This window comes from Streptomyces sp. NPDC021749 (assembly GCF_040640655.1).
GTDB lineage: Bacteria > Actinomycetota > Actinomycetes > Streptomycetales > Streptomycetaceae > Streptomyces.
In genome coordinates this window covers 123,828-137,568 of the sequence record NZ_JBFACE010000002.1, presented here as the reverse complement: position 1 = coordinate 137,568, position 13,741 = coordinate 123,828, and the positions used below count along the sequence as shown (strand labels likewise).

The following is a 13,741-nucleotide window of genomic DNA, read 5'->3' as shown; positions in this document are numbered from 1 at the left end:
CACACAGCCCGCAGGCCCCCGGGTGGAATACCCGGGGGCCTGCGAAAGGCGGATGCGACCGGCGCCTCAGCGCTCGACCTCACCCCTGATGAACTTCTCGACGCTCTCGCGGGCCTCGTCGTCGAAGTACTGGACCGGCGGGGACTTCATGAAGTACGAGGACGCGGAGAGGACCGGGCCGCCGATCCCGCGGTCCTTGGCGATCTTCGCGGCACGCAGCGCGTCGATGATGACGCCCGCGGAGTTCGGGGAGTCCCAGACTTCGAGCTTGTACTCCAGGTTGAGCGGGACGTCGCCGAAGGCGCGGCCTTCGAGGCGGACGTAGGCCCACTTGCGGTCGTCCAGCCAGGCCACGAAGTCCGAGGGGCCGATGTGGACGTTGTCCTCGCCGAGCTCGCGGTCGCGGATCTGGGAGGTGACGGCCTGGGTCTTGGAGATCTTCTTGGACTCCAGGCGCTCCCGCTCCAGCATGTTCTTGAAGTCCATGTTGCCGCCGACGTTCAGCTGCATCGTGCGGTCCAGGATGACGCCCCGGTCCTCGAAGAGCTTGGCCATCACACGGTGCGTGATGGTGGCGCCGACCTGCGACTTGATGTCGTCACCGACGATCGGGACACCGGCCTCGGTGAACTTGTCCGCCCACTCCTTGGTGCCGGCGATGAAGACCGGGAGGGCGTTGACGAAGGCGACCTTGGCGTCGATGGCGCACTGGGCGTAGTACTTCGCGGCGTCCTCGGAACCCACCGGGAGGTAGCAGACCAGCACGTCCGCGCGGGTGTCCTTGAGGACCTGGACGATGTCCACCGGAGCCTCGGCGGACTCCTCGATGGTCTGGCGGTAGTACTTGCCCAGGCCGTCGAGGGTGTGGCCGCGCTGGACCTGCACGCCGGAGTTCGGCACGTCGCAGATCTTGATGGTGTTGTTCTCGCTCGCGCCGATGGCGTCCGCGAGGTCGAGGCCGACCTTCTTGGCGTCGACGTCGAAGGCGGCCACGAACTCGATGTCACGCACGTGGTAGTCGCCGAACTGCACGTGCATGAGGCCGGGCACGCGGCTGTCCGGGTCGGCGTCCTTGTAGTACTCGACGCCTTGTACCAGCGAGGCGGCGCAGTTGCCCACGCCGACGATGGCTACGCGAACCGAACCCATTCCGGTTGCTCCCTGTGTTCTCGATGAGGAACTGCACCGCAGTGCCTCATGTGGTGGTGTCATCGGACGGATCCGGCCGGGATCCACCCCGGTGCCGGGGCAGGCCGCCCGTATCTCCTGACTGGTTCTTCTTGTCCTGCGCTGCGGGGTCCGGTGCGCGCTGGTCGCGCCCGGCACGCTCACTCTCGATGAGCCCGTTCAGCCAACGGACCTCACGCTCCACGGATTCCATGCCGTGGCGTTGCAGTTCGAGGGTGTAGTCGTCCAGCCGCTCGCGGGACCGGGCCAAGGAGGTGCGCATCTTCTCAAGGCGTTCCTCCAGCCGGCTGCGGCGGCCTTCCAGCACTCGCATCCGTACGTCCCGCGACGTCTGGCCGAAAAATGCGAAGCGGACGCCGAAGTGCTCGTCCTCCCACGCATCCGGACCGGAGTGGGCGAGCAGTTCTTCGAAGTGTTCTTTGCCCGCTGCGGTCAATCGGTAGACGATCTTGGCCCGCCGCCCGGTCAGCGCCGCGGCGGAAACACCCTCCGGACCACCGTCCGTCTCCTCGGTGAGCCAGCCGTTCGCGACCAGCGCCTTGAGGCAGGGGTAGAGGGTGCCGTAGCTGAACGCACGGAACACCCCGAGCGACGTATTGAGCCGTTTGCGCAGCTCATAGCCGTGCATCGGGGACTCACGGAGCAGGCCGAGGACGGCGAACTCAAGGATGCCGGAACGTCTGGTCATCCTCCGCCTCCTCGGCCCGGTGCGTTCTTTATGCCGTCCTGATGTATCGACTCGATACATCCAGACGATAGAGCGGGCCCTGGGGCGGAACAAGTGGGGGGACGGTGAACGGCGTCACATCACTGATTCGTGCCATCCAACCTGACTGATTTGGAGTGAATTTCAACACTGGGCAGGTTTTGGCCGTGCGTAGTCTGTGCGGCATGCAGACTGCCGGGAACCGTGGGCCGATATCAGACGTCCCCGTCCTCGGTGTAGTGCGGCTCGCGCCTCAGGGACGGGCCGTGCATCGGGGGGACCTGAAGACAACTGCCGCCTTCAGGCGACGAGATAGCGCGCCTGCCCGAGGAGTATCCGTTCCATGAGCGAGCACCGTCGCAAACCGCCACAGCCGCAGAGTGGCGGACGTGCCGCGGCCCGACGCGCCGCACAGCAGTCAGGGTCAGGGCGTCGTGCCGCCCCTTCGCGTGGATCCGCTGCCGGCCCCACCCCCCCTTCCGGCCCGCCCGGGCAGGAGTCGAGGCTGGGCGGGCGGGCCGAGGCCCGCAGAGCCGCCCAGCGCGGCGGCCGCCGCCGGACGCCCGACACCGCCGCGATGGGCTCCGGTGGCGGCGGTCGTGGAGGCCGTCGTGGCGGTGGCGGCGGTGGCCCCGAGGGCGGTCGCGGCCGCGGTCGTGGTGACGGCGGCCCGCCCGGCAAGAAGCGGTTCATCGACTATCCCCGTGCCCACAAGATCGGCTGGCGGCGGTTCGTCCCGTCCTGGAAGCAGGTCGCCAGCCTGTGTGTGGGCTTCCTGGGGGTGATCGTCGGTGCGGCGGGTGTGGCGCTCGCGATGGTCCAGGTGCCGGATGAGAGCAAAGCGGCCAAGTCGCAGAACAACGTCTATCTCTGGGCCAACGGCAAGGTCATGGCCCGTGACGGTGAGACGAACCGGCAGAACGTCGGGATAGATGAGATCCCGAAGTCGATGCAGAATGCAGTGATTTCGGCGGAGAACGCGTCCTTCCGGTCGGACTCCGGTGTCGACCCGATGGGTATCGCCCGCGCCGTGCTGAACATGGCCAGGGGCGGCGAGACCCAGGGCGGCTCGACCATCACGCAGCAGTACGTGAAGAACGCCATGCTCAGCCAGGAGCAGACCCTTGACCGCAAGTTCAAGGAGCTGTTCATCGCCATCAAGGTCGGCTGGAAGATGAGCAAGCCCAAGATCCTGCAGGGCTACCTCAACACCAGCTACTACGGCCGTGGCGCGTACGGCGTCCAGGCGGCGGCGCAGGCGTATTACGGCAAGGACGCGAGGAAGCTGACTCCGGACGAGGGGGCGTTCCTCGCGGCAGTCCTCAAGGGTGCCAACCTCTATGACCCCGCGGGCGGCACCGGGCCGGGGGCATCGGCGGCGGCGAATACCAAGCGCGTCACGGCCCGCTGGAAGTGGATCCTGGACCGCGAGGTGGCCAACGGTCTCATGACGAAGGCGCAGCGGGCCAAGTACACGCGGTTCCCGAAGCCCATCCGGCCGAAGCCCGTGGCCAGCAAGAGCGGCCAGATCGGCTATCTGATGGACGTCGCCAAGAAGTACGTCCTGAAGCACGCCAACATCCCCGAGGCCCGGTTCGACAAGGGCGGCTACACGATCCGGACGACCTTCGACGAGAAGAAGACCCGGGAGCTGGAGACCGCGGTCAAGAAGGTCGACAAGCGCTACATCGACCCGAAGAAGCGGGCGAAGGACAAGTTCGTCCAGTTCGGTGGCGCGTCCGTGGTGCCGGGAGACGGCAAGATCGTCGCCCTGTACGGCGGTGCGGGCTACGACAAGGGGCACTTCAGCAACAACGCCGACACCTTCGGTGTGCCGGTCGGTTCGACCTGGAAGCCGTTCGTGCTCGCGGCGTCGATGAAGTACGGCGTCCCCAAGACCCGGCCCGACGGGCTCTCGCCGGACAGCCTCTACAACGGCAACGATCACCTCAAGGTGAAGGACGCACAAGGCAACTATGTCCTGAAGAGGGATAACTCGCCCTTCTACCAGGAGAACGAGAGCAACCACCCCTGGGGCTACATCTCGCTGGTCAAGGCGATGGAACAGTCCGTCAACACGCCCTTCGTCCAGCTGGGCATGGACGTCGGCATGGACAAGGTCCGGGACATGGCGGAGGCCTGCGGAATCTCGGAGGCCAGCTTCGACAAGCACCTCAACCCGTCGTTCGCGCTGGGCACCTCCACCCCGAGTGCGATCCGTATGGCCGATGCCTATGCGACATTCGCCGACTCGGGCACCAAGGTGGAGCCGTACTCGGTGACCAAGGTGACGTCCCAGGGCGTGGACCTGCCGGGCTTCGAGAAGCCCAAGCAGGAGACGGCGATGGATTCCAACATCGCCAACAACGTCACCAAGGTCCTGAAGAACGTCATCCAGAACGGCACCGGTAAGGCGGCCCGCCGACTGAACATGCCGGCCGCGGGCAAGACCGGTACCACCGACGAGAACAAGTCGGCCTGGTTCGTCGGGTACACCAAGCAGCTCTCGACGGCCATCACGATGTTCCGTGAGGACGCTCAGAACCCGCGTCAGCTGTCCATGAACGGCGTCGGCGGCTTCGACTCGATCCACGGTGGCGCCCTGCCCACCGAGGTGTGGACCGAGTACATGCTGCAGGCGATGAACGGCGTCACCCCGGAGGACTTCCCCCCGGCGACGCCGATCGGGCAGAAGGCGGACGAGGCGGGGATGCCGGCCCCGACGCCGACGCCCACGCCGTCCGACCCCCCGTCGGCGACGCCGTCGGACAAGCCGACCGAGTCCGCTTCCCCGAGCGACAGCCCGAGCCCGTCGCCGACCGATACCTGCTCGCCGTTCGACCCCACCTGCCGGAACACCGGTGGTAACGGCAATGGCGGAGGAAAGGGCGGCGGCACCGGCGGACCGGGCGGTACCGGAGGCACGACTCCGACACCGGATCCCACGGACACCAGCGGCGGTGGAGGGATCTTCGGCGGACCCGAAGGCTGATCCCGCGACCGTTTCACGTGAAACAGCGCGCTGTTTCACGTGAAACGGAGGCGCCGACGAAGCCCCCGCCCGGCTTGACCGGGCGGGGGCTTCGCCATGTTCTGCCCCTGCTCGTACGGCAGGATGGGCCCATGACGAGCGTGCGACAGGACGAGCCGGTGCGGCCGACGAAGCGGGACGAGGTGGCGGCGGCCGGCAGTGAGCTGATCGGAGGCCCGATCGGCCGGCACGCACTGCTCGGCACGAACTGGCTGACGCCGGTACGAGTCATCGCGCTCGTCGCCATCGGGATGTTCGCGCTCGGCATGGTGCAGAAGCTGCCCTGCTACAACGGCGGCTGGTTCTTCGGCGCCACGAGCCAGTACACCCATGCCTGCTACTCCGACATCCCGCACCTCTACGCGGGCCGTGGCTTCGCCGACGGGCTGATCCCGTACTTCGACCGGCTGCCCGGCGACATGGAGTATCTGGAATATCCCGTGCTGACGGGTGTCTTCATGGAGGTCGCCTCCTGGATGACGCCGCACGGCGGGGACCTGCAGTTCCGCGAGCAGATCTACTGGCTGGTCAACGCCGGGATGCTGATGATCTGCGCCGCCGTCATCGCGGTGTGCGTGACCCGTACCCACCGGCGGCGGCCCTGGGACGGCCTGCTGGTGGCACTGGCGCCGGCCTTCGCACTCACCGCCACCATCAACTGGGACCTGCTGGCGATCGCCCTGACGGCCGCCGGGATGCTGATGTGGTCCCGCAGCCGCCCGCTGGCCGCCGGCGTCCTGATCGGGCTGGCGACCGCGGCCAAGCTGTACCCCGTGCTCCTGCTGGGGCCGCTGCTGGTGCTGTGCTGGCGGGCGGGGGCCTGGCGGGTCTACGGCAAGGCGGTGGCGGGCGCGGCGGCGTCCTGGCTGGTGGTCAATCTGCCGGTGATGATCACGCACGATGCGACGGGCTTCCACATCCGCGAGGGCTGGGCGAAGTTCTACGTCTTCAGCCAGCAGCGGCCCATCGACTTCGGCTCCGTCTGGCTGCTGATCTCCCAGCGCACCGGCGCCGCGCTGGAGAACGCCAACACCTACGCCACGCTGCTGATGATCCTCGGCTGTGGCGCCATCGGCCTGCTGACCCTCTACGCACCGCGCCGGCCGCGCTTCGCCCAGCTCGCCTTCCTCGTCGTGGCGCTGTTCATCCTCACCAACAAGGTCTACTCCCCGCAGTACGTCCTCTGGCTGACCCCGCTGGCCGCGCTGGCCCGGCCGCGCTGGCGCGACTTCCTGGTATGGCAGGCCTGCGAGGTCATGTACTTCCTCGGGATCTGGATGTACCTCGCGTACACCGGCAACGGCGACAAGCACCAGGGGCTGCCGCCGGAGGGTTACCAACTGGCCATCGCGCTGCACCTCTTGGGCACCTTCTACCTGTGCGCACTGGTCGTCCGGGACATCCTGATGCCGGAGCGCGACGTGGTCCGCAGGGACGGCGACGACGATCCGTCGGGCGGTGTGCTGGACCGCAGCCCCGATGCGTTCGTGCTCGGGCGGGCGTACCACCCGCCGCGGCACGCGGTGCATTTCGAGAAGGCACCACGGGTGCGCTGGGGTGTGGCGCGCGACTGAGCCGGCCGGCCACATGCGACGGGCCCGGTGCCGCAGAGGTGATCTGCGGCACCGGGCCCGTCGTCCGTCCGGTGGGGCTGCGGTCCGGTCAGCGGTCCACGAGGCGGTCGTACTGCGTGGTGGTGTGCCGCAGATGGGCCACCAGCTCCTCGCCGACCTGCGGCTGCGGCGCGTCGGCCGGCACGAACAGGATCGAGACCTGCATGTGCGGCGGCTCGGCGAACCACCGCTGCTTGCCGGCCCAGAGGTAGGGCGCGAGGTTGCGGTTCACGGTCGCCAGGCCGGCCCGGGCGACTCCCTTGGCGCGCGGCATCACACCGTGCAGCGCCTTGGGCGCCTCCAGCCCCACGCCGTGCGAGGTGCCGCCGGCCACCACGACCAGATAGCCGTCGGAGGCCGCCTTCTGCTGGCGGTAGCCGAAGCGCTCGCCCTTGGCGACCCGGGTGACGTCCAGCACCGAACCGCGGTACTCGGTGGCTTCGTGGTCACCGAGCCAGAGCCGGGTCCCGATCCGGGCGCGGAACCGGGTCTGCGGGAACTGCTGCTGGAGACGGGCGAGTTCATCGGCCTTGAGGTGGCTGACGAACATGGTGTGCAGCGGCAGGCGGGCGGCCCGCAGCCGGTCCATCCAGCCGATGACCTCCTCGACCGCGTCGGACCCGTCGGCGCGGTCCAGCGGCAGGTGGATCGCGAAGCCTTCGAGCCGGACGTCCTCGATGGCCGTGGCCAGCTTCGGCAGGTCCTCCGGCTTGACGCCGTGCCGCTTCATGCTGCTCATGACCTCGATCACGACCCGGGCACCGACCAGGCCGCCCACGCCCTCGACCGAGGAGACCGAGCGGATCGCCCGGTCGGGCAGCGGCACCGGCTCCTCGCCGTGCCGGAACGGCGTCAGGACGAGCAGGTCCCCGCTGAAGTAGTCCTTGATGTGGGCCGCTTCGTAGGTCGTTCCGACGGCGAGAATGTCGGCACCCAGGCGGGTGGCTTCCTCGGCGAGCCGCTCGTGGCCGAAGCCGTAACCGTTGCCTTTGCAGACCGGGACCAGCCCGGGGAACTGCTGGAGAACGCTCTGCTGATGCGCCCGCCAGCGCGCGGTGTCGACGTAGAGGGTGAGCGCCATGGCCGGGCCCGGAACCTTTCTCGTGGCTGGGGTGTGTCAGGAGTTACGGACGTGCGGTGGAACGGTCAGCGGCGCGACATGTAGATGTCGAGCGCCTTGTGCAGCAGCTTGTTGAGCGGGAAGTCCCACTCACCGAGGTACTCGGCTGCCTGCCCGCCCGTGCCGACCTTGAACTGGATCAGACCGAAGAGGTGGTCGTTCTCGTCCAGCGAGTCGCTGATGCCGCGGAGGTCGTAGACCGTGGCGCCGAGCGCGTAGGCGTCCTGCAGCATCTTCCACTGCATGGCGTTCGAGGGCCGGACCTCGCGGCCGATGTTGTCCGAGGCGCCGTAGGAGTACCAGACGTGCCCACCGACGACGAGCATGGTCGCCGCGGAGAGGTTCACGCCGTTGTGGCGGGCGAAGTACAGCCGCATGCGGTTGGGGTCCTCGGTGTTGAGGGCCGTCCACATGCGCTGGAAGTAGCCGAGCGGCCGCGGGCGGAAGCGGTCGCGCTCCGCGGTGATCTCGTAGAGCCGCTGCCATTCGGCCAGGTCGTCGTAGCCGCCCTGGACGACCTCGACGCCGGCCTTCTCGGCCTTCTTGATGTTGCGGCGCCACAGCTGGTTGAAGCCCTTGTGGACGTCCTCCAGCGCGCGGTCGGCCAGCGGCACCTGGAAGACGTAACGGGGCTGGACGTCCCCGAAGCCGGCGCCGCCGTCCTCGCCCTGCTGCCAGCCCATGCGGCGCAGACGGTCGGCCACCTCGAAGGCGCGCGGCTCGATGTGCGTCGCCTCGACGTCGCGGAGCCGCTTGACGTCCGGGTTCTGGATGCCCGACTTGATCGCGGCGGCGTCCCAGCGGCGGATGATCACCGGGGGGCCCATCTTCACGGAGAAGGCGCCCTGCTGCTTGAGGTGGCTGAGCATCGGCTGCAGCCAGTCCTCCAGATTCGGCGCGAACCAGTTGATGACCGGCCCCTCGGGCAGGTACGCGAGGTAGCGCTTGATCTTGGGCAGCTGGCGGTAGAGCACCAGGCCCGCGCCGACCAGCTCGCCGCTCGCGTCGAACCAGCCCAGGCTCTCCGAACGCCATTCGGCCTTCACATCCGCCCAGGCCGGAACCTGCATGTGGCTCGCCGCGGGCAGGCTCTGGATGTATGCCAGATGCTGCTCTCGACTGATGGTCCTCAGGGTCAGGCTCATGCGGGGCGCTCCTCGGCAGGTGTGTCCCCTTGTGCGGGGCTCCGGCTCTCGCGCCGAAGCCTACTGTGGCCGGGGAGCGCCCCGTCTGGGCCGTACGCGCCGGGGCCCCGTATGCCGCAGTGGCACCGGGGCCGGGCGGCTATCCGATGAGGCCGCCGAAGAGGCCGCCGTGTGCCATGCCGAGGAAGAAGCCGAAGCCTGAGGCTCCGAGACCGATGATCAACAGGAAGCGCTCACCCGTCGTCGACGAGATGAACTGGCCCCACAGGCCGGTGCCGATTCCGACCAGGCCGACCCAGGAACTGACCAGATGCAGACTGGGAGAGAAAGTGGTGAAGGCGGCGATCGCGCCGAGCACCACGGTGACAAGGGCGAAGGTGTTCTCTACGGGATGGTCCTTGCCGTCGCTGTTGAGAAGCGAGAGCAGACTGCGCTGGATCCTGGCTGCCTGTGCCATGCGGCACCTCCGATGACAGGGGCGGCGCACTGTAACGCCGCTCACACCCGTTGTGTTCCAGATTGGGGGGTGTACCGGGCGGATTTCAACCGGAAGACTTCAGGCAGGTACTGTGTACCGTCTGCGCCCATGTCTGTCCGATGACCGGCCCGGCTCGGCGCGGAACGCATATGACCCTCCTGCCACGGAACGACCGTGGCCGCTGAGTCCAAAGGAGGTGGGTTCACCATGCGTCACTACGAGGTGATGGTCATCCTCGACCCCGATCTCGAGGAGCGCGCTGTCTCCCCGCTGATCGAGAACTTCCTCTCCGTCGTCCGTGAGGGCAACGGAAAGGTCGAGAAGGTCGACACCTGGGGCCGTCGTCGTCTCTCGTACGAGATCAAGAAGAAGCCCGAGGGCATCTACTCGGTCATCGACCTGCAGGCCGAGCCTGCGGTCGTCAAGGAGCTCGACCGTCAGATGAACCTGAACGAGTCGGTCCTCCGGACCAAGGTTCTCCGTCCCGAAACCCACTGAACGCGTCAGCGTCCAGCGGTAACCGGGTCCGAGTAGCAGCAACACCAGCAGCCAGCAGCACACCCGCCGAGAGGTTCCCCTAATGGCAGGCGAGACCGTCATCACGGTCGTCGGCAATCTTGTCGACGACCCCGAGCTGCGCTTCACCCCGTCCGGTGCGGCGGTCGCGAAGTTCCGCGTCGCGTCGACCCCCCGCACCTTCGACCGCCAGACCAATGAGTGGAAGGACGGCGAGAGCCTGTTCCTGACCTGCTCGGTGTGGCGTCAGGCGGCCGAGAACGTCGCCGAGTCCCTTACGCGGGGCACCCGCGTGGTCGTCCAGGGCCGCCTCAAGCAGCGGTCGTACGAGGACCGCGAGGGCGTGAAGCGCACGGTCTACGAGCTCGACGTCGAGGAAGTGGGCGCGAGCCTCAAGAACGCCACGGCCAAGATCACCAAGACCAGCGGTCGCGGTGGCCAGGGCGGCGGCTTCGGCGGCGGTCAGGGCGGTGGCCAGGGTGGCGGCGGCTGGGGCGGCGGCCCCGGCGGCGGCCAGCAGGGCGGCGGCGCTCCCGCCGACGACCCGTGGGCGACCGGCGGACCTTCTGGCGGTGGCCAGCAGGGTGGCGGCGGTGGTGGCTGGGGCGGCGGCTCCGGCGGTGGCTACTCGGACGAGCCGCCCTTCTAAGTCCGTGTCGGCTCGGCGCTGCGCTGTTTCACGTGAAACAGCGCTGTGAAACGGGCGGCGGCCTTGAGGGCGTCAGCACAAACTTCTTGAACTCACTGGAGAGAGACAATGGCGAAGCCGCCTGCTCGCAAGCCTAAGAAGAAGGTTTGCGTGTTCTGCAAGGAGAAGATCTCCTACGTCGACTACAAGGACACGAACCTGCTGCGGAAGTTCATCTCCGACCGCGGCAAGATCCGTGCCCGTCGAGTGACCGGCAACTGCACGCAGCACCAGCGTGACGTCGCCACGGCCGTGAAGAACAGCCGTGAGATGGCGCTGCTGCCCTACACGTCCACCGCGCGATAAGGGAAGGGTGACCGACAGATGAAGATCATCCTCACCCACGAGGTCTCCGGCCTCGGCACCGCCGGTGACGTCGTTGACGTCAAGGACGGGTACGCCCGTAACTACCTGGTTCCGCGTGGTTTCGCGATCCGCTGGACCAAGGGTGGCGAGAAGGACGTCGAGCAGATCCGCCGCGGTCGCAAGATCCGCGAGATCGCCACGATCGAGCAGGCCAACGAGGTCAAGGGCCAGCTTGAGGGCGTCAACGTGAAGCTGGCCGTGCGTGCCGGCGACGCGGGCCGCCTGTTCGGTTCCGTCACCCCGGCCGACGTCGCTGCGGCGATCAAGGCTGCCGGTGGTCCGGACGTCGACAAGCGCCGCGTCGAGCTGGGCTCGCCGATCAAGACCCTGGGCGCGCACCAGGTCTCCGTGCGTCTGCACGCCGAGGTCGTCGCGAAGCTGGGCGTCGAGGTCGTCGCCGCGTAATCGCAGCACCGAGCCGAAGGGCCGCACCCCGTCCTGGGGTGCGGCCCTTCGCCGTGCGGTCCGCGGTCGCCGGGGCGGACGGGTTCAGTCCTCGTCCTGGGCCCGCTTGTACAGCGCGGCGATGTCGTCGTCGAAGTACGCCGCGTACGAGACGTCGTCCTGGTCGCCGCCGCCTTCGTGGCCGCCGAGGACACCGATGACCGTTCCGGTGTGGCTCTTGGGGTCGTAGTCCGCCAGCCAGGGGCTGCCGCTCGTACCGCCCTCGAAGTCGGTGCACTGGATGCGCATCTGGGTGTCGCTGTACTTCGTGGTGCGGTTCTGGCAGGAGATCGGGGTCTCGCGGCTGGTGGGATAGCCGGTGATCTTGACTTCGTTGTCGAAGCCGCGGTCGATGCCGAGGGTGTTGCCGCCGAGGACGTCCTGGATGTTCTTGCCGTCCTTCTTGTCCAGGATGAGGAAGGCGACGTCGAGGTCCTCGTCCTGCGACTTCGCCCAGCGGTCGTCGAGGATCACCTTGTTGACCTTCCACAGGCCGGTGGGCTCCTCGCCGTCGCGGTAGTCGGGGGCGAAGACGAGGTCGTCGACCGTGCTTCCGGCCTCGGCGTCGAAGGCACAGTGCGCGGCCGTGATCAGCATGTTCCGACCCGGGCTCTGCACCACGCTCGCGGTACAGAAGTGATCGCCGGAGTCGTTCTTCTCGAAGACCACGCCGACCCGGGCGTTCTGCTCGGTCCTGCGGGGGGTGTACGCGTTGCCGTCATCGGCCGGGGCGGTCGCGGCGGGGTCCTGGTCCTGCGGGTCCTGACCCGACTCGCCGGACTTGCCGAAGCTGCTCCGCCCGCCGGCTCTGCTACTCGTATCCGACTCGTCCGAGGCGTATCCCGCCACGGCAGCGGCCATGACGACGATGAACGTCATGGGCAGCAAGGACTTCCTGGCAAGCGAGCGCACCTCGTCATTATCGACAAGCGCGCAGTGTTACGGGAGATGCTTCATCGCGAGGCTCCGGTCACAATCCACCGGCCGGAGCGGGCGCGCAGCAGGAGCGTGAGCATGCGGACGGTCATCATCAGGGCCATGGCCCACCACAGGGCGACCAGGCCGCCGCCGAAGGCGGGCACGGCGAGCGCGAGCGGAGTGAAGAGCGCCAGCGTCAGCACCATCGCCCAGGCGAGATAAGGGCCGTCCCCGGCGCCCATCAGGACGCCGTCGAGGATGAAGACGACGCCGGAAACCGGCTGGGTCACGGCCACCACCAGGAGCGTGGTCAGCAGCGGGCCCCGTACGGCGGGGTCGGAGGTGAACAGCGGGACGAACAGCGGGCGGCCGAGCACGACCAGGAGCCCGAGGACCAGGCCCGCGGCGATGCCCCACTGCACCATGCGGCGGCAGGCGGCCCGGGCGCCGGCCGGCTCCCCCGCGCCGAGGTAGCGGCCTATGATGGCCTGCCCGGCGATGGCGATCGCGTCCAGCGCGAAGGCCAGCAGGTTCCACAGCGTGATCACGATCTGGTGGGCGGCGACCTCGGCGTCGCCGATCCGGGCGGCGATGGCGGTGGCGATCATCAGCACCGCGCGCAGCGAGAGCGTACGGACCAGCAGCGGCACGCCGGCCTGGGCGGAGGCGCGGATACCCGCCGCGTCGGGGCGCAGCGAGGCGCCGTGCCGGCGTGCGCCGCGGACGACGACGGCGAGGTAGACGGCGGCCATCCCGCACTGGGCGATGACGGTGCCCCATGCGGAGCCGGCGATGCCGAGGCCGGCGCCGTAGACGAGTCCGATGTTGAGGGCGGCGTTGGCGGAGAAGCCACCGATGGCGACGTAGAGCGGGGTCCGGGTGTCCTGGAGGCCGCGGAGCAGGCCGGTGGCGGCCAGCACCACGAGCATCGCGGGGATGCCGAGCGCGCTGATGCGCAGGTAGGCCGTGGCGTACGGCGCGGCGGTGCCGGAGGCGCCGAGGGCTTCCACCAGCCAGGGGGCGGTGGGCAGCACGGCGGCGATGACCGCGGCGCCGAGCAGCAGGGCGAGCCAGATGCCGTCCATGCCCTGGCGGATGGCGGCGGGCAGATCGCCGGCGCCGACCCGGCGGGCGACCGCGGCGGTGGTGGCGTAGGCGAGGAAGACGAAGACGGAGACGGCGGTGGTGAGCAGCCCCGCGGCGACGCCGAGGCCGGCCAGCTGAGGGGTGCCGAGGTGGCCGATGACGGCGCTGTCGACCATGACGAAGAGGGGTTCCGCGACCAGGGAGCCGAAGGCGGGTACGGCGAGGGCGATGATCTCGCGGTCGTGGCGGCGGGTGATGCGCCGCGTGGTCGCGGGAGCCTGTGTCATGCACTCAATCTAACCTTCCACAGGTAAGAGATGCAAACCCTATGCAGTCCTTACTTTACGCGCTCCGGCGCCGTCTCCTCCGTGCCGTTTGTCGCGATCTTGAACAGGTGGTGGAAGTTTTTCTTCCCCACAGGCTATGGATGAGAAAGCCGCAG

The 13,741-nt window shown here is 68.4% G+C and carries 13 protein-coding genes; 6 read left to right on the top strand and 7 right to left on the bottom strand.

The genetic code is table 11. The features are described 5' to 3' along the window. Positions 1-66: 66 nt before the first annotated feature. Both AB0G35_RS02445 and AB0G35_RS02440 read right to left on the bottom strand, forming a co-directional pair. Positions 67-1,149, bottom strand: coding sequence for an inositol-3-phosphate synthase (locus AB0G35_RS02445; protein ID WP_360942403.1), 1,083 nt, complete (start codon positions 1,147-1,149; stop codon positions 67-69). A gap of 46 nt (positions 1,150-1,195) precedes the next feature. Next, positions 1,196-1,876, bottom strand: a complete 681-nt coding sequence (locus AB0G35_RS02440; RefSeq protein ID WP_360942400.1) for a PadR family transcriptional regulator — start codon at positions 1,874-1,876, stop codon at positions 1,196-1,198. Between the two features lie 361 nt (positions 1,877-2,237). Between AB0G35_RS02440 and AB0G35_RS02435 the strand changes: the two genes are divergently transcribed. Both AB0G35_RS02435 and AB0G35_RS02430 read left to right on the top strand, forming a co-directional pair. Next, positions 2,238-4,886, top strand: coding sequence for a transglycosylase domain-containing protein (locus tag AB0G35_RS02435; protein ID WP_360942397.1), 2,649 nt, complete (start codon positions 2,238-2,240; stop codon positions 4,884-4,886). Between the two features lie 131 nt (positions 4,887-5,017). Then, on the top strand, positions 5,018-6,499 hold the full coding sequence (locus AB0G35_RS02430) for a glycosyltransferase 87 family protein (protein WP_360942394.1): 1,482 nt from the start codon (positions 5,018-5,020) through the stop codon (positions 6,497-6,499). 88 nt (positions 6,500-6,587) lie between these two features. Here AB0G35_RS02430 and AB0G35_RS02425 read toward each other — a convergent pair whose 3' ends face one another. From AB0G35_RS02425 to AB0G35_RS02415, 3 genes are all read right to left on the bottom strand, one after another. Continuing rightward, positions 6,588-7,619, bottom strand: a complete 1,032-nt coding sequence (locus tag AB0G35_RS02425) for an alanine racemase (protein WP_360942391.1) — start codon at positions 7,617-7,619, stop codon at positions 6,588-6,590. Between the two features lie 65 nt (positions 7,620-7,684). Further along, positions 7,685-8,803, bottom strand: a complete 1,119-nt coding sequence (locus AB0G35_RS02420) for a peptidoglycan bridge formation glycyltransferase FemA/FemB family protein (RefSeq protein ID WP_360942388.1) — start codon at positions 8,801-8,803, stop codon at positions 7,685-7,687. A gap of 139 nt (positions 8,804-8,942) precedes the next feature. After that, a complete protein-coding gene (locus AB0G35_RS02415) occupies positions 8,943-9,260 on the bottom strand; it encodes a hypothetical protein (protein WP_360942385.1) in 318 nt (105 codons plus the stop codon). 228 nt (positions 9,261-9,488) lie between these two features. Here AB0G35_RS02415 and rpsF point away from each other — a divergent pair, with 228 nt between their 5' ends. The 4 genes from rpsF (at position 9,489) to rplI (ending at position 11,256) form a co-directional block, all read left to right on the top strand. Beyond that, the gene (rpsF, locus tag AB0G35_RS02410; RefSeq protein WP_006604399.1) at positions 9,489-9,779 is read left to right on the top strand and encodes a 30S ribosomal protein S6; all 291 of its coding nucleotides are present in this window, start codon (positions 9,489-9,491) and stop codon (positions 9,777-9,779) included. Positions 9,780-9,861: 82 nt separating this feature from the next. Continuing rightward, on the top strand, positions 9,862-10,446 hold the full coding sequence (locus tag AB0G35_RS02405) for a single-stranded DNA-binding protein (RefSeq protein WP_261956679.1): 585 nt from the start codon (positions 9,862-9,864) through the stop codon (positions 10,444-10,446). 108 nt (positions 10,447-10,554) lie between these two features. Next, positions 10,555-10,791 (top strand): 30S ribosomal protein S18, encoded by a 237-nt coding sequence (gene rpsR, locus AB0G35_RS02400; RefSeq protein ID WP_003978893.1) that lies wholly within the window; start codon positions 10,555-10,557, stop codon positions 10,789-10,791. A gap of 18 nt (positions 10,792-10,809) precedes the next feature. Beyond that, complete coding sequence (gene rplI / locus AB0G35_RS02395) at positions 10,810-11,256, top strand: 50S ribosomal protein L9 (protein WP_033267022.1); 447 nt, start codon at positions 10,810-10,812, stop codon at positions 11,254-11,256. A gap of 84 nt (positions 11,257-11,340) precedes the next feature. On the opposite strand, the gene AB0G35_RS02390 is transcribed toward rplI, so the two are convergent. Further along, entirely contained in the window at positions 11,341-12,207 is an 867-nt protein-coding gene (locus AB0G35_RS02390; RefSeq protein WP_360942380.1) for a trypsin-like serine protease, read from the bottom strand. Positions 12,208-12,248: 41 nt separating this feature from the next. After that, on the bottom strand, positions 12,249-13,586 hold the full coding sequence (locus AB0G35_RS02385; protein ID WP_360942377.1) for an MATE family efflux transporter: 1,338 nt from the start codon (positions 13,584-13,586) through the stop codon (positions 12,249-12,251). Between the last annotated feature and the right edge of the window lie 155 nt (positions 13,587-13,741).